The organism is Actinomadura sp. NPDC049382 (genome assembly GCF_040677125.1).
Taxonomy (GTDB): domain Bacteria; phylum Actinomycetota; class Actinomycetes; order Streptosporangiales; family Streptosporangiaceae; genus Spirillospora; species Spirillospora geliboluensis.
The window spans coordinates 111,570-128,093 of record NZ_JBFARO010000002.1 but is presented as its reverse complement, the minus strand read 5'-3'; the positions used below and the strand labels follow the sequence as shown (position 1 = coordinate 128,093).

The 16,524-nt window shown below is 73.5% G+C and carries 10 protein-coding genes and 1 pseudogene; 9 read left to right on the top strand and 2 right to left on the bottom strand.

The genetic code is table 11. The features are described from left to right. Window positions 1-9 precede the first annotated feature (9 nt). The 8 genes and pseudogenes from AB0K34_RS01935 to AB0K34_RS01900 all read left to right on the top strand — a co-directional run. Window positions 10-852: an EI24 domain-containing protein gene (locus AB0K34_RS01935; RefSeq protein ID WP_364544631.1), complete on the top strand. Its 843-nt coding sequence runs from the start codon at window positions 10-12 to the stop codon at window positions 850-852. A gap of 75 nt (window positions 853-927) precedes the next feature. Continuing rightward, window positions 928-2,211 (top strand): hypothetical protein, encoded by a 1,284-nt coding sequence (locus AB0K34_RS01930; RefSeq protein ID WP_364544628.1) that lies wholly within the window; start codon window positions 928-930, stop codon window positions 2,209-2,211. Between the two features lie 73 nt (window positions 2,212-2,284). Next, window positions 2,285-4,411, top strand: a complete 2,127-nt coding sequence (locus tag AB0K34_RS01925; protein WP_364544626.1) for an acyl-CoA dehydrogenase — start codon at window positions 2,285-2,287, stop codon at window positions 4,409-4,411. 106 nt (window positions 4,412-4,517) lie between these two features. Next, window positions 4,518-6,200: a hypothetical protein gene (locus AB0K34_RS01920; RefSeq protein WP_364544623.1), complete on the top strand. Its 1,683-nt coding sequence runs from the start codon at window positions 4,518-4,520 to the stop codon at window positions 6,198-6,200. After that, entirely contained in the window at window positions 6,200-6,331 is a 132-nt protein-coding gene (locus tag AB0K34_RS01915; RefSeq protein WP_274704639.1) for a hypothetical protein, read from the top strand. The genes AB0K34_RS01920 and AB0K34_RS01915 overlap by 1 nt, the downstream gene beginning before the upstream one ends. Window positions 6,332-6,344: 13 nt before the next feature. Then, window positions 6,345-7,208 carry a glycosyltransferase gene (locus AB0K34_RS01910; protein ID WP_364544620.1) on the top strand — a complete coding sequence of 288 codons (864 nt, stop codon included), beginning with the start codon at window positions 6,345-6,347 and terminating at the stop codon, window positions 7,206-7,208. Then, window positions 7,205-8,383 carry a glycosyltransferase family 4 protein gene (locus tag AB0K34_RS01905; RefSeq protein WP_364544617.1) on the top strand — a complete coding sequence of 393 codons (1,179 nt, stop codon included), beginning with the start codon at window positions 7,205-7,207 and terminating at the stop codon, window positions 8,381-8,383. The genes AB0K34_RS01910 and AB0K34_RS01905 overlap by 4 nt, the downstream gene beginning before the upstream one ends. Before the next feature lie 69 nt (window positions 8,384-8,452). Beyond that, window positions 8,453-10,612, top strand: a pseudogene (locus AB0K34_RS01900) (alpha-(1->3)-arabinofuranosyltransferase family protein); the annotation flags it as partial. A gap of 2,215 nt (window positions 10,613-12,827) precedes the next feature. Here the strand turns inward: AB0K34_RS01900 and AB0K34_RS01895 are convergent. Together AB0K34_RS01895 and AB0K34_RS01890 are read right to left on the bottom strand one after the other, a co-directional pair. Further along, window positions 12,828-14,051 (bottom strand): acyltransferase, encoded by a 1,224-nt coding sequence (locus tag AB0K34_RS01895; RefSeq protein ID WP_364544614.1) that lies wholly within the window; start codon window positions 14,049-14,051, stop codon window positions 12,828-12,830. Continuing rightward, window positions 14,048-14,824 carry a class I SAM-dependent methyltransferase gene (locus AB0K34_RS01890; RefSeq protein WP_364544611.1) on the bottom strand — a complete coding sequence of 259 codons (777 nt, stop codon included), beginning with the start codon at window positions 14,822-14,824 and terminating at the stop codon, window positions 14,048-14,050. The genes AB0K34_RS01895 and AB0K34_RS01890 overlap by 4 nt, the downstream gene beginning before the upstream one ends. A 211-nt stretch (window positions 14,825-15,035) precedes the next feature. Here AB0K34_RS01890 and AB0K34_RS01885 point away from each other — a divergent pair, with 211 nt between their 5' ends. Then, entirely contained in the window at window positions 15,036-16,160 is a 1,125-nt protein-coding gene (locus AB0K34_RS01885; RefSeq protein WP_301176241.1) for a DUF3068 domain-containing protein, read from the top strand. The last annotated feature ends 364 nt before the right edge of the window (window positions 16,161-16,524 follow it).

Below are 16,524 nucleotides of genomic sequence, written 5' to 3'. Positions count from 1 at the left end.
TCTGGGTGCGTGAGCCAACCGCACCCTTCACCGCACGCACCGGCGCCGCCCCCGGCGAAGCCGTCCGCGATCAAGGATCTGTTCGGCGGCGCCGGCTACCTGCTGCGCGGCCTCGGCTGGACCGCCCGGCACCCGGCGCAGTGGCTGTTCGGGCTGATCCCGGCGCTCATCGTGCTGGCCGCCTACATGGCCGCGCTGGTCTTCCTCGCGATCAAGATCGACGACCTGGCCGGCTGGGTGACGGGGTTCGCCGACGGCTGGGCGGACGCCGCCCGCACGTCCGCCCGGATCGTCGCGGGCGTCGCGATCTACGGCGCCGCGCTGTTCCTGGCGATGATCACGTTCACCGCGGTGACGCTGCTGGTCGGCGACCCCTTCTACGAGGCCATCGCGGTCCGGGTGGAGGAGTCGCAGGGCGGCGCGCCGCCGGAGCCGGACGTCCCGCTGCTCACCCAGATCGGACGGGCGGTCACGGACACGCTGATCATCGGGGCGATCGCGCTGGCGTTCGCGGTCGTGTTCTTCGCGTGCGGGTTCCTGCCGGTGGTGGGGCAGACCGTCGTGCCGGTGGTCGCGGCGCTGGTGTCCGGGTACTTCCTCGCCGGGGAGCTGACGTCCGTGGCGCTGGAGCGGCGCGGGATCCTGCGCAAGGAGCGGTTCGTCCGGATGCGGGCCGACCGGCCGCTCGTGGTCGGGTTCGGCGCGGCGACTTTTGTGGTGTTCCTCATCCCGCTGGGCGCGGTGCTCGCGATGCCGGGCGCGGTGGCCGGGGCCACGCTGATGGCCCGTGAGCGGCTGGCCGATGACCAACTGGTCACGGCGGGTGACGCGGGCATGGCGGAGCATCACTGAGCCGATGGGAAGATGTGTCCGGAGCGTGATGGGCGCCCGGAATCCGACTGCTGATCTTCGCGTAACGTGTGCCGCATGTCCGATCAGGGGGAGCGCGGTGTGCGCTGGACCGACATGAGCGAGAACGAGCCGCGGGACGGATTCCCGCAGGGTCCCGGCGCCGAGGAGGCGGCCGGTTCGCGAACGGCCCTCCCCGAGCCCGCGGAGTTCGCGCCCGCCGGCCCCGCCGGCTTCGGCGAGGCCGCGGCGTCGCACGACGTGTGGGGCCGGGTCGAGGAGACCCCGGCGGCCGAGGAGGCTCCGGCGAAGGAGTCCGCCGACCGCGACGCCGACGACGTCAAGGTCGCGCCGGTGGCGGAGTCCGCGGAGCCCGCCGCGGGCCCGGCCGCGGAGGACGCGCCCCAGTGGGAGGGGTCGCTCTTCGACGAGGGGTCGGGCGACTCCGACTCGGGCCCCTCCAACTACGTTCCGGCCGTCCCCACGGGGAGCGGCCAGCCCGCCAAGCCGGGCAAGCCGAGCAGCGGCAACTGGCAGATGCCGGACTGGATGGCCGACGAGGACTCGGCCGACGCCAAGCTCGGCGGCTCCCCGAAGCCGTCCCGCGACGCCCTGGAGGACGGCGGAGGCCGGTCCCGGCTGGTGCTGTTCGGCGGGGTCGGGCTGCTGGTGGTCGCGCTCATCGCGGCCGGCGCCGTGTACTTCGTGAAGAGCGGCGACGACTCCGACAGCCCGGCCGGGAACGTCGACCAGCGGGCCGCGGCGGAGCAGTCCCAGGGGACGCAGGTGGAGCTCCCGCCGGACAAGCCGCTCGTCACGTTCAAGGGCCGCGCGACGCGGATGCTCGGACGGGTGAACGACACCCATTCGGGGCTGTCGTACCCGCGCTTCGCCGCCCCCTGGCAGGTGCCGACGAAGAAGAACAAGCTGGGCACGCCGGGATGGTCCGGGCAGCAGATCATGGTGACGGAGCGGCGCGCCCAGCAGCTCTGGTACGGGCAGCTGCTCACCGGCACGCTGACCCCGAGCCTGCTGACCGCCTACCAGGGCCCGGAGAGCGTGAAGAACGTCGCGGCCCTGGTCGCGCAGGGGCACGAGGCGCAGTACTACGCGTTCCCGCACAAGACGGCGCCGCTGGCGTCGCAGGAGCTGACGGTGGGCGGGCACAAGGGCTGGCTGATCGCCTCCTACCTCACCTACCAGCGGGACGGGGTGAAGGCGACCGGCGAGGTCGTCGCGACCGCGGTGATCGACACCGGCCGGGAGGCCCCGGCGGTGGTGTTCGCCTCGCTGCCGAACACCCACAAGAAGAAGTGGCCGGACCTGAACGCGTTCCTCACCCACCTGAAGCTCGCGCGCTGACGGACGGTTCGCCGCTGACAACCCGAATGGCGTTCTAATAGGCTGGGGCCACGTTCCGAGAAGGGGTGTGGCCATGGCGATCGGGTTGACCGAGGAGCACGAGGCGCTGGCGGCGTCGGTGCGCGGGTTCGCGGAGCGGAGCATCGCCCCGGCGGCGGCGCGGGAGGCCGACGCCGGGTTCTGGCCGGCGCTCGCGGCCCAGGGGCTCCCCGGCCTGCACCTTCCGGAGGCGGTCGGCGGGCAGGGCTTCGGCATCCTGGAGCAGGCCGTCGTGCTGGAGGAGTTGGGCCGGGTGCTGGCGCCGGGCCCGTACACGCCGACCGTGCTGGCATCGGCGATCCTGAACGCGGCCGGCGCCGATGAGTCCGGTCTGGCGGACGGCTCCCGGACGGCGGCCGTGGCGCTGTCCGGCAGCCTGGACGTGGACGGTTCGACTGTCTCCGGCACAGTGCAGCCCGTGCTGGGCGCTCCGCTGGCCGACCTGTTCGTGCTTCCGGCCGGTGACCGCTGGGTCGTCCTGGGCAAGGAGGACGTCACCGTAGGGGCGCTGGAGTCGCTCGACATCACGCGTCCCGTGGGATCGGTCGCCGTCGACGGCGTGACCGTCGATGCCTTCCTGGATGGGGTTGACGCGCAGGCCCTCGCTACCGTCCTGCTGGGGGCGGAGGCATGCGGTGTCGCAGGGCGTGCATTGGACGACGCCGTCGCTTACGCCAAGCTCCGCGAGCAGTTCGGCCGTCCGATCGGGCAGTTCCAGGGCGTCAAGCACCTGTGCGCCCGGATGCTCATCGCCGTGGAGCGCGCAAGGGCCGCCGTGTGGGACGCGGCGCGCGCGCTGAGCGAGCCCGAAGAACAGCGTGCGTATGCGGTCGGAGTCGCCGCGGTGCTGGCGGCGGACGCCGCCGTCACCTGCGCCGAAGGCAACATCCAGGTCCACGGTGGGATCGGCTACACCTACGAGCACGACGCCCACCTCGTCTACCGGCGGGCCCTGACGCTCCGCGCGCTGCTGGGGCGGGCCAGTGCGCACCGCGCCGATGTCGCCGCGCTGGCGGTGCGGGGCGTCCGGCGGCCGATGAGCATCGAGCTGGACGAGGACGCCGAACCGGTCCGCGAGGAGATCCGCGCCCGCGTCGCCGAGCTGGCCGCGATGGAGCCGCTCGAACAGCGGGCGGCGATGGCGGCGGGCGGCTGGGTGACGCCGCACCTGCCGGAGCCGTGGGGGCGCGGCGCCGGGCCGCTGGAGCAGATCGTCATCCAGCAGGAGCTGAAGGCGGCGAAGGTGCGCCCGGTGCCGCTGATGATCGCGGCGTGGGTCGTCCCGTCGCTGGTCCAGTACGGGACGCCGGAGCAGCGGGAGCGGTTCCTGCCGCCGACGCTGCGCGGCGAGATCATCTGGTGCCAGCTGTTCTCCGAGCCGGGCGCGGGCTCCGACCTCGCCGGGCTGCGCACCCGCGCCGAGCGCGCCGAGGGCGGCTGGACGATCACCGGCCAGAAGATCTGGACGTCCCTCGCCCGCGACGCGCAGTGGGGCATCTGCATCGCCCGGACCGATCCCGACCGGCCCAAGCACGACGGCATCACCTACTTCCTGGTCGACATGAAGTCGCCCGGCATCGAGATCCGGCCGCTGCGCGAGTGCACCGGCGACGCCGTGTTCAACGAGGTGTTCCTGGACGGCGTGTTCGTCCCCGACGACCTCGTCGTCGGCCCGGTCAACGCCGGCTGGCGCGTCGCCCGCACCACCCTCGCGAACGAGCGCGTCGGCCTGACCAGCAGCTTCCAGCTCGGCGGCGACCTGCCGAAGCTGCTCGACCTCACCGCCGGGCTCGGCCTGGACGAGGACCCGGTCGTCCGCGACGGCCTCGGGCGGCTCGCGTGCGACGAGCACTCGTTCAACCTGCTCGGCCTCCGCGCCACGCTGAAGCAGCTTTCGGGCACGGACCCGGGCGCGACGGCGAACGTCCGGAAACTGGTGGCGATGGAGCACGGCCAGCAGGTCACCGAGTTCGGCTTCGCTCTCCTCGGCGAGGAGGGCGCGCTCACCGGCGGCTGGAAGGACGATCTGCGCGCGCGCTGGACCCGTTACCTGCTCGCGTCCCGCGCGATGACGATCGGCGGCGGCACGACCGAGGTCAACCTCAACGTGATCGGCGAGCGCATCCTCGGCCTGCCCCGGGACCCCGAGCCGGTGAGGTAGCGTCCAGGCCCACATGGGAGAACGGACGCTGTGAAGACACGGGCGCTGTGAAGGCGCGGAACACGTTGAAGACACGGACACGTTGAAGGCGCGGACGCGGCATCTGGTGGCCGCACTGACCGGGCTGGGGCTCGGGCTTGCGGCACTGGGGCCGGGGCTCGCGCCCGGGTTCGTGCTGTCGTACGACATGGTGTTCGTGCCCGATCCAGCGTTCACGCACCTGACGTTCGGGCTGACGGGGATCGTGCCCCGGCACGTCCCGAGCGACGCGTTCGTCACCACGCTCGCCACGGTCATCCCGGCGGACGTCGTGCAGAAGCTCGTCCTGCTGGCGGTCTTCGTCATGGCGTGCACGTCGGCTGCGTCGCTGGTGCCGTCCCGCCGGCTGCTGCCCCGGCTCGCCGCAGGGGTCTGCTACGCGTGGAACCCGTTCGTCGCCGAGCGGCTGCTGCTCGGCCAGTGGGCGCTGCTGCTCGGCTACGCGGCGCTGCCGTGGGTGGTGGGGGCCGCCGTCCGCACGGACGAGCGGGGCGGTACACGCCGCCTGGTCCGGACGATGCTGCCCGCCGCCATCGGCGGGTTCGCCGCACTGACCGTCACCGCTATCACCGCCTTGGCGGTTGCTGTGGTGAGTGGTCGCGGCCCCGCGCGCGCTGGTCTCAGGGTCATCGCATCGGCGGCGGTGCTGAGCCTGCCGTGGCTGGTCCCAGGGCTGCTGAGGCCGGCGGGCCTACCAGGCGACGGTGCAGCCGTCGACCTGTTCGCGGCCAGGGCGGACACGCCTTTCGGGACGCTCGGAAGCCTGCTCCTGCTCGGCGGTGTGTGGAACGGCGAGACGGTGCCGAGCGGTTACGGCGCGCCAGTGACGGCGACGCTCTGGCTGCTCGTGGTGGTTGGCGCGCTCGCCGCGTATGCCGCGTGGGCGAGAGAGGCGGCGTGGTGGCGGGGAGCGGCGGTCGCGGCGGCGGCCGGGTTCGCGATCGCGGCGCTGGGCGCGGTCGCCGCCCCCGTCCTCGAAGGGCTCATCGGCCTGTGGCCGGGGTTCGCCGTCCTGCGGGACGGGCAGCAGTACGCGGCGCCGCTCGCCGTCGTGGTCGCGGTCGGGCTCGGTGTGTCCGCCGACAAGGCGGCCGAGGCGAAGTGGCCGGGAGTGGCCGCCGCGGCGATGGCCGTGCCGGTGATCCTGCTGCCGACGCTGGCGTGGGGCGCGGCGGGCGACCTGCGAGCCGTCCGCTACCCGGACGACTGGGCGCGCGCGCGGCACATCATCGACAGCGACCCCGTGCAGGGCGACGTGCTGGTGCTGCCGTGGGCGTCGTACCGGAGCTACCCCTGGAACCACGGGCGTCGTGTGCTTGACCCACTGCCCCGCTACCTGCACCGACGCGTCATCGTGGACGACGCCGTCACCGTGGGCGGCACGACCGTCCCGCAGGAGGATCCGAGGGCGGTGCGGCTCGCGCCGGTCACGAAGACCGGGGCCCCGCCGGCCGACACGCTCCGTGACATGGGCGTACGGTACGTCGTGGTCGACGCGGAGATCGGCTCCGTCCGCCCGTCCGGCGCGGCCGTCGCGGTGCTGCGCGGCGCTGACCTGGCCGTTTATCGGATCGACGGTGCCGCGGGCGGGGGCGGGACGGCGGTGCCGGTGCCGCCGGTGGCCGCCGCCTGGGGCATTGTCAGTCTGGTCGTTTTCTGGTCATTCCTGGCCCCAGGTACTACTCTGAGCTTTCCATTACTCGGCAGTATCAAGCCCCGCAGCCCCCATCACCGACGAAGGACCCCCTGATGCGCATCGCCATCGCCGCGCTGGTCGGCGTACTGCTGGCCGCCGGAGTGTCGTTCAGCACGGTCCAGCTCGTGAACGCCTCTCAGAAGGACCCGGTCATCGAGCCGTTGTACAACTACGGCTCCCGGTGACCTGTAGGCCCTGATGGGGACCTGGCGTGACGGCCCCGCCCTCCTGGAGATCGTCGTTCCCGCCTACAACGAGGCCGACCGGCTTCCGGCGGGGCTGGCGCTGCTGTGCGACAAGCTCGCCGGCCTCCCGCTGCGGGCGGAGGTCATCGTCGTCGACAACGCCAGCACCGACGGCACGGCCGGGATCGTCCGGTCCTTCGAGGGCCCGGTGCCGGTGCGCCTGGTGCGGTGCGACGTCCGGGGCAAGGGCGCGGCGGTCCGGGCCGGGCTGCTGGAGACGCGGGCCCCGTACGTGGGGTTCATGGACGCCGATATGGCAACAGACCTCGCCGCGCTGGACGAAGCCATCGTCCTGCTGCGCGAGGGCCGCCCGGTCGTGGTCGGGTCAAGGCGCCACGGTCGGTCGGTCGTCCAAGGCTACGCGCTGCCGGTCAGGCGGCTCGGCGCCATCACGTTCAACCGGATCGTCCGCGATCTGGTGGGCGGCATCCAGGACACCCAGTGCGGGTTCAAGTTCTTCGACGGGCCGCTCGGCCGGACGGCGGCGAAGCAACTGCGCACCACCGGGTTCTCGTTCGACGTCGAACTGCTGGCCCACTGCGTGCGGCGGGGGGCGTCCGTCACGGCCATCCCGGTCGTCTGGCGTGACCGTCCCGGCTCCACCTTCTCTGTATGGCGCCACTCGTTCCAATGCATGGTGGACCTGACGCTCATCCGCGCGCGCGCCGGTTTCCGCATGCCCGGCGTACCCGCGACGCCGATCATCCCGGTCGTGCCGGTCCGGACGATCCTCGCCGAGCCGAAGCTCCCGGAGCCGCGCCCGGGGACCATCGCCATCCCCGAGCAGGCGCCGGCGCCGAGCGCAAAGTCGGGATGAGTACGGATCTGCGGCTGGCGGTCGTCAACTGGCGGGATCCCTGGCATCCCGCCGCGGGCGGTGCCGAACGGTACGCCTGGGAGCTGGCGCGCAGGTTCGCCGGTGAAGGCGCCCGTGTCCACTACGTGACGTGCAAGGCACCCGGCCAGCGGCGCGGGGGACGGGTCGAGGGCGTGGAGTTCGTCCGCTTGGGCGGACGCTTCACCGTGTACCCGCTCGTCCTGCTCTGGATGCTGCTGCACCGGCGCCGCTTCGACGCGGTCATCGACTGCCAGAACGGCATCCCGTTCTTCACGCCGTGGGTGCTGCCCCGCCGTGTGCCGGTGTTCTGTGTCGTCCATCATGTGCACGACGCCCAGTTCGGCCTGTACTTCCCCAGATGGCTCGCTTGGCTCGGGCAAGTGCTGGAGGGGCCGGTGAGCCGCTGGACGTATCGGCGGCATGCGTTCGTCGTCGTCTCGCCGTCCACGCTGCGCGCCGTCAGGGAACGGCTGGGCTGGACGGGGCCCGCTCACGTCGTCCACAACGGGTCGTCCGTCGCCGAACCCGATGGCGAGGTGGCCGAGGCTCCAGGCGACCCGGAGCTGGTGTGCGTGACGCGACTCGTCCCGCACAAGCGCCTCAACCTCCTGCTGGATCTCGCGGAGGGCCTCGTCGGAAGCCATCCTGGGCTCAAGCTGCACATCGTGGGAGACGGCCCTGAAGCGCCCGCGCTGAAAGCTGACATCCGCGCGCGCGGCCTGGACGGCGTCGTCATCGCGCACGGCTATGTCCCCGAGAACGTCAAGGCGGCCCTGGTCGCCCGCGCCGACCTGCACCTCAGCACGTCCCAGGGCGAAGGGTGGGGCCTCAGCGTGATCGAGGCCGCGGCGCTCGGCGTCCCGACCGTCGCCTTCGACGTGGACGGGCTCCGCGACGCCGTCCGCGACGGGACCACCGGATGGCTCGTCCGCGAGGGCGACGACCTGGCCGGAGTCGTCGAGCGCGCCCTCAAGGAGCTGGCCGATCCCACGCTCCGCGAGCGGACGGCCACGGAATGTCAGAGGCGCGCGGCAGAGTTCGACTGGGCGCGCACCGCCGGCCGGATGCGCGACCTCGTGACCGCCGCCGTGCGCGACGGCGCCCCCGCCCGGCGGGCGGGCGGCCGCCGGTACGGTGGCGGACACTCAGGCTGACATCCCGGGAGAACCGGGGCACCCGGGGCGACTCCCGGAGGACAGGCAGAAGAGAGGCAGAGGGCGAGCATGGCCGTGGGAGAGGCGAATCCGCCCCGCGCCGGCGCGTCCCGCGGGCCCGGCCCCGGCGGGCCGGGCGGGCCGTCCGGCCCGGACGCCGCCGCGCGGCTGCGGGAGCGGCTGCGCGTGGTCGCGTGCTGCCTGGCGCTGACCGCGCTCGCCTTCGCCACCCGGCCCGGCGCCATCCTCGCCGACACCAAGATCGACATGGCGGTGAACCCGCTCGGGTTCCTCGGCCGCGCCGTCCACCTGTGGGACCCGGAGCAGTTCGGCCAGCTGCAGAACCAGGCCGTCGGCTACCTGTTCCCGATGGGCCCGTTCTTCGCGCTCGGCGACGTGATCGGGATGCCCGCCTGGATCACCCAGCGGTTCTGGCTGTCCCTGCTGATGTGCCTGGCCTTCGTCGGCATGTGGCGGCTGGCCGGGCGGCTCGGCATCGGCGGGTCCGGGCCGGACGGCGACGGCCGGGGCACCCGGCTGTTCGCCGCGATGGCGTACGCGCTCGCCCCGAACGGGCTGGCCACGCTCGGCCAGATCTCCTCGGAGTACCTGCCGGTCGCGATGCTGCCGTGGATCGTCCTGCCGCTGGCCGCCGCCGCGTCCGGGGAGACCGGGCGGCTGAAGGCCGCGGCCCGGTCCGGGCTCGCTATCGCCTGCTGCGGCGGCATCAACGCGACCGCCACCGTCGCCGTGCTCCTCGTCCCGTTCCTCTACATCCTGACGCGGCCGCGCGGGTCGTTCCGCGTCCGCATGCTCGCCTGGTGGTCGGCGGCCACCGGGGCGGCGACCGCGTGGTGGCTGGTCCCGCTGCTGCTCACCGGCACGTACGGGTTCTCCTGGCTGACCTACACCGAGAAGGCGGCGACGACGACCGGCCCGACCGGCCTCGTCAACGTGCTGCGCGGCGCCGAGCGCTGGGTCAACTACCTGATCGTGGACGGGCAGGTCTGGTGGCCGGTCGGGCACGGCCTCTCGCTCAGCCCGATACCGATCATCTGCACGGGCGTCGTCGCCGCGCTCGGGCTCGCCGGGCTGCTCGCCCGGCTCCTCCCCGAGCGGACTTTCTTGCTGGTCACGCTGCTGGCCGGGGTGGCAATCGTGTCCCTCGGCCACCTCAGCGACATCCCGGGCCCGTTCGCGGCGCAGCTCCGCGACCTGCTGGACGGCCCGCTCGCGCCGATGCGCAACCTGCACAAGTTCGACGCGGTCGTCCGGCTGCCGCTCGCGCTCGGCCTCGCCCACCTGCTCACCGCCGCCGGCCGGCACGCCCGAAACGCCCGGGACGCCCGCAACGCCCGCGCCGCGCGGCAGCCGGACGGCCTGCGCAGCCTGAGCGGCGGGTCCGGCCCCGCGTTCGGCCCGGCCGCGCGGTCGCTGCTCAGCCTGCCGGTCGCCGCCGCCGTCGCGCTCGGCGGCATCGGCCTCACCGCCGTCTCGCACGGCCTGTCCGGCCCCGGCGAGTTCAAGGACGTCCCGAAGTACTGGCGGGACGCGGCGTCCTGGATCAACGCGCGGGCCGGGCAGCAGGGCGTGCTCGCCGTTCCCGGCGCGCCGTTCGGCGAGTACCTGTGGGGCCGCCCGATGGACGACATCGTCCAGCCGCTGCTGACGGCGCGGTGGGGCGTCCGCCAGCTCGTCCCGGCCGGGTCGCCGGGCTACACGCGGGCGCTGGACGCCATCGACCAGCAGGTCCGCTCCGGGCAGGGCTCGCCGGGCCTGAGCGACTTCCTCGGCCGGATGGGCGTCCGGTACGTCCTGGTCCGCAATGACCTGCGGCGGGAGGCGCTGCGCGGCGCCTGGCCCGCCCGCCTCCACCAGGCGCTGGACGACTCGCCCGGCCTGCGCAGGGTCGCCGCGTTCGGCGCGGCCGTCGGCGGCGGCAACGACGACGCGGTGTCGGCCGTCGACCAGCGGTACCCGCCGCTGGAGGTCTACGAGGTCGAGGGCGCCGCCGACGTCGCGGGCCTGACCGGCGCGGCCGACCCCGTCCGCGTCTACGGCGGGCCGGAGTCGCTGCTCGCCATGGCCGACGACAAGGCCCTCCCGGACGCGCCCGTCCTGCTGGACGACGACGCCGCCGACCTGGGCGGCACCCCGGTCGTGACCGACTCGCCCCGGCTGATCCGCCGCAACTTCGGCGAACTGCACCAGACGTCCCCGACGATGTCCGCCGCGCACCGGCGCGACGCCGCCGACGTCCTCGACAAGGGCTGGGCGCGGTACGCCACCCATGTCACCTACGGCGGCGGGGTCCGCGACATCACGGCGTCCACCTCGGCGGGCGGCGACGACGCGATCCCGCAGGCCCGCAAGCCCGAGGCGGTCCCGTACGCCGCCTTCGACGGCAACCCGCTCTCCGCGTGGGAGACCGCCGGCTACGACGGGCCTGTCGGGCAGTGGCTCCGCGCCGACTTCGACCGGGCCCGCGACGTGCGGAACATGACCGCCGCGTTCTTGCAGGACACCGCGCTCGGGCCGCCGGTCTCGCGCGTCGCCGTCGAGACCGAGAACGGCACGCTGGAGCAGGCCGTCCGGCAGAGCACCGGCCCGCAGGCGCTCCGCGTGCCGGCGGGCCCGACCCGCTGGCTGCGGCTGCGGATCACCGCCCTCGCCTCGAAGCCGGCCGTCCCCGCGTTCGCGCGCGCGGCGGTGTCCGAGGTGGCGATCGGCGGCGTGACCCCGACCCGCACCTACACGCTGCCCGCGCCCGCCGGGGTCGACGGCCCGGCCACCTACGTGATGAGCCGCGCGCCGGGCACGACGAGCGAGTGCATGAAGGGCAGCGCCCGCTGGGTGTGCGCGCCGTTCCTCGGCTCCGGCGACGAGGAGGGCGACGGCTTCGACCGGACGTTCACCTCGGCGGTGGCGGGCAGGGCGCCCGTCACGGGCACGGCGGTCCTCACCGACCAGCGGCTCATCGACCGGTACACGACCGTGCACGGGCAGCCGTCCGTCGCCGCGACCTCCACGCTGTCCGGCCACCCGGCCGACCAGGCCCGGTCCGGCTTCGACGGCGACCCGGCGACGTCCTGGATCGCGGGCGAGAGCGACGACCAGCCCGTCTACAGCGTCCGGTGGAAGGGCCGCAAGCGGGTGTCCACGGTGACGGTCATCCGCCCGCCCGGCGCGGCGGGCCCGGTCCGGCTGCGGGTCGAGGGCGCGAACGGCCAGTCCCGCGAGGGCCTGTCGGACGCCGCGGGCAGGCTGTCGTTCGCGCCGATGGCCACCGACCGGCTGAAGATCACCTTCTACCGGGACGGCCGCACCCAGCCGATCCAGCTCGCCGAGCTGAAGATCCCCGGCGTGAAGCCGTTCCCCGACGTGCGCTCCTACCCGCTGGAACTGCCGTGCGGCTTCGGGCCGAAGCTGCGGATCGGCGCACCCGGCGCGCAGACCGGCACCTCCGGCAGTGGCACCTCCGGCAGCGGCACGTCCGGCAGCGGGGCCGGCCGTGGCCGGGGCGCCGCCGGGCAGCGGCAGAGCGGGGCCGTCCAGACGAAGGCGACCGGCACGCTCGGCGACCTGCTCGCCGGCCGGCCGCTCCAGTTCAGCGCCTGCAAGCAGGCCGTCCTCGCCGAGGGCCGCAACCAGCTGACGGCGGTCCCGCTCGACAACTACCGCATCGACACCGTCACGGTCGGGGCCAAGCCGCGGCCCGCCGCCGACGCCGAGCCGCCGCAGCAGGTCAAGGTCCTCAGCTGGGGCTCCAGCTCCCGCGAGCTGAGCGTGGACGCCCCCGCCGCGTCGTTCCTCACCGTGAACGAGAACTTCAACACCGGCTGGCGCGCGACCGCCGGCGGCACCGAGCTGCGCGCCGTCCGGCTGGACGGCTGGAAGCAGGGCTGGCTCGTCCCCGCCGGCACGAGCGGGGTGATCAAGCTGGCCTACACCCCCGACCGGGCGCAGCGGATCGCCGTCGTCACCGGCCTCAACCTGCTCCTCGTCCTGCTGATCGCCGCGGTCTGGCCGGGCGGCTCCACCCGCCGGCGGCGGCCCGACCCGCGCGCCATGGTCGCCGGGACGGGCTGGCCCGCGTGGGCCGCGATCGGGCTCGCCGCCGCGCTCGGCGGCTCGATCGCCGGGGTCCCCGGCGTCGCCGTCACGCTCGGCGTCGCGGCCCTGTGCGGCTGGGCCCGCACCCGCCGCTCCGCCGTCCTGCGCGCGCTCGCCTCCCCGTGGGCGATCGCGATCGCCATGCTCGCCGGCACCGGCTGCCTCGCCGCCGCGCGCTGGCTGGACGTGCCCGGCAACCCCGCCGCCCCCTCCGGGGCGCTCGGCGACATCGCGCCGCAGCTGCTCGGGCTCGCCGTCGTCGGGCGCGTCGCGGCCGAGCTGTGGCGGCCGAAGCCGCCCGGCGGCGACCCCGGCGCCGGGCGGATCTCGCTCAGCTGGACGGCACCGGGGCAGGGGCCGGGCGGGCCCGGTCCCGGCGCCGGACCAGCCGCTGCACCGGCCACTCCACCAGGTAGTAGCTCAGGGTCCCCGCTGCGATGGTCGCCGCCGCCATCAGCGGCAGATCCGTCGCCACGTCCCCCCGGAAGGTCCGATCCGCCGCGTCGTACCAGGAGACGATGATCAGCAGCTGCCACAGGAACAGGCCGTAGGAGATCCGGCCGAGGAACCGCATCACCGGGTTGCCGAGGACCGCGTCGAGCACGGGCTGCCCCGGCGGCGCCAGCACGACCGGCGCCACGAACGCCGCCGCGCACAGCCCGAACACGACCAGATGCAGGACGGACGTCCAGAACGCGTCGGCTTCCTGCAGGCTGAGCGGGCCCGCCGCGGGCGTCGCCGCGACCACGTACAGCATCGCCGCCGCCGTCCAGCACGCCGCCCACGAGTCCGACACGGCCCGGCACAGGGCCGCGACCGGGCGCCGCTCGTCCAGCCGCGCCCAGACCGTCACCACCGCGAGCGCCATCCCGATCGCGAACCAGGCGAAGTACCGCGGCAGGAACAGCCCCATCTGCGTCTGCCGCACCGGGACGAACATCGCGGCCGACCACGGCAGCGACAGCGCCGCGTACACGCCGATGCCGATGAGCAGCCGCTTGGCGCGCACACCGACGTCGTGGGTCCGCGTCCGGCGCGCGTACCAGGCGAGGACGGCCGCGGTGACCGGCAGCGTCACGTACCAGGCGACCTCGACGACGAGGCTCCAGCACTGCCCGAGATGCGACGGCCCGAGGTCGGTGGGCCACCACGCGTTCGGCAGGTACGTCTGCGTGAGCGTCATCAGCGACGCCCAGGTGACCGGGTCGCCGATGTGGTCCCGCCCCGCCGTGACCATGTAGACCACGACCACGGCCCAGTAGGCCGGCATGATGCGGAACACGCGCCGGCGCAGATAAGTCACCGTGCGCGGAGCGGATCGCCCGTCCAGGGCCGCCGCCGCCCACGGCCGGTACAGCAGCAGCCCCGACAGCGCGAAGAAGATCGGCACCCCGATCTGACCGCCGTTGAACAGCCACCGCGGCCCGTCCGGGTTGGTGATGGACCCCGCCGAACTCGCGACATGGAAGACCAGGACGGCGAGCGCCGCGACCGCGCGCAGGCCGTCGACCGTGTTCTGGTGGCCGGAGATCGGCGGCGGCGCGGCAGGTCTCACGACTCCTTCTTCCTCAGCACGAGGACGAGGTTCCACGTCGCGACCTCCCGCAGCCCCGGGACGCGCACCACGGCCTCGGCCCAGCGCGGATGATAGCGCGGCAGGGCGTCCAGGACCCGCACGTCGTCCCGTCCCCGGGCCCAGGCCAGCGCCGCCGACACCGACACGGGATGCAGGTTGTGCCCGTACCGGTTCTTGGGCGGACGCCCCGTCCGGCGCTCGTACCAGCGGGCGGCCCTGTCGCCGCCGAGGTAGTGCCACGGCGAGGTCTCGTGCCCGCCCCATGGGGACAGCCAGTTGGTGAACGACAGGAACACCGTCCCGCCCGGCCGCGTCACGCGGACCATCTCGTCGGCCATGCGCCACGGGTCGGGCACGTGCTCCAGGACGTTGGACGAGAAGCACACGTCGGCGGCGTCCGTCCTGAACGGCAGGGCCAGCGCACTCGCGACGAGTTGGTTCGGCCCGGCGGACCCGTGCGCGACCAGCTCACCGAGGTCGTGGTCGATCCCGGCGCAGCGTGCACCCGCCGCGTCCAGCGCGCGCGCAAAGAACCCGAAGCCCGTCCCAACATCGATGACGGTCGCGCCCTGCAGTTCGGTGTACGACCCGAGCAGGGAGACGGTGTCGCGCGCCATGAGGTCGTAGAAGTGCTCCGGCTCCCGCCGCTCGCGCCGGAACGCGCTCAGCAGCCGCACCGACCGCGCCAGCGTCGCACAGTGCCGGGGAACGAGCCCGTTCTGCGCCGCCGGGCGCCCATGCGCCGAGGTCAAGGCCCACCTCACCGGGTCAGGACGTCCGAAGGTAACGCGGAGCCTACCGGTCAGTACACTCACACCGGACCGCCCCACCCGCGGACCGGACGTATCGGGCTCCGGGTTTCGGCGGTCCTGTAGTGTGATCCGGGCATGCCGGACCCGGCCTCTCGGCCGTTGACGATGACGCGGCCGTTGGCGATGACGACGGCACCCCTCGGAGGTGTTCATGCGGCGACCGGTCGGCCTGGTCCTGATCGGCCTCGGTGCCTTCTTCCTCGCGCTCGCGCCGCTGATCCGCTTCTACATCGCCGACCAGGTGGTCGTCGCGCCGCTGAACCGCTACCAGGTGACGTCCCTGGAGTCGAAGGACGCGACGTACTTCGACCAGGCGGACCTCAAGGTCAAGACCGGCGTCACCCTCCTGGCGAAGAACACCGTCCGCGGCGACGTCCGCGCCAACGAGGGCAACGACGACATCGCGGTCTGGGACTCCACGACCAACATCTACGACCAGGCCAAGCCGGACAAGCCCGTCCAGATCCAGGGCTTCCGCATCGCCTTCGACCGCCGGACGGGCGTCCTGGTCAACTGCTGCGGCGTCAACGTCGACGGCGACAACGCCGTCCGCATGTCGGGCTACGGCCTGCTGTTCCCGATCGCGAACGTGCAGAAGCGCGACTACCCGTTCTTCGACATGACCACCAAGCAGTCGGCGCCGATGCAGTTCAACGCCGTCGAGAAGGTCCACGGGCTCACCACGTACCGGTTCACCCAGACCATCCCCCTGACGAAGACGGCCGCGCTCGACACCAAGCTGCCCGCCAAGATGCTGGGCATGCCCGAGGACGCCGGCAACCAGAAGGTGGACCGCTACACCGAGGCGTACAACACCGTCTGGGTCGACCCCCGCACCGGCATCCCGGTGAAGCACCGCAAGAACATCCGCAGCACCGTCCAGACGGCGGACGGCAAGGGCAAGATGATCGTCGCCCAGGCCGACCTCATCAGCACCGACAAGGACCAGAAGGCCATGGTCGACATGGCCGACAGCACCGCGCTGCAGATCGACCTGGTGCGCAGCTACCTCCCGGCCGCCGCCGTCTTCTTCGGCCTGATCCTGCTGTTCACCGGCGGCTACATGGGCCTGGCCCGCCGCGAGCCCCCGCCCATCGAGACGCCCCGCCGCGCCGACGGCAAGTTCGGCGACATGACCCCGCCCGGCCCGCCGCGCCCGCCGTCCGCCCAGCCCCGCCAGGCGGCCTCGCCGCCCCCGCCGTCCCAGCCCCGCCGCCAGGCCCCGGGAAGCCAGCGCCAGCAACGCAAGGCCGCCGGCCCCACCCGCCGCCCGTAACCACCCACGCGGACGCCGCCAACCCGTCCCCGCCCAACCCCGCAGGTCGCCAGGCTCGCCACTGGTGTTGGCGTCTCGTCGTGCGCTGAGCGCCAGGGCCTGCTGTTGCGGGTTCTTGTCGTGTCGCCAGCCGAGGATGCGGTAGCGCATGGCGTCGGGCCTTCGGTGGGGCAGGTGTCTTGTGTTGTTCGTTGGCTGGATCGTTTGCTGGGGCGGCTGGACGACGGGTGTTGGGGACGGGGAAGTGGGTTGGTGATACGTGTTCTAGTGCGGGGTTCTGAGGGTGGGTGGGGGTGGCGGGTAGGGGTGCGGGACGGGGTGGTTTGTGGTTGGCAATCGGGTTACTGCGGTGTGGAGCAGTGTG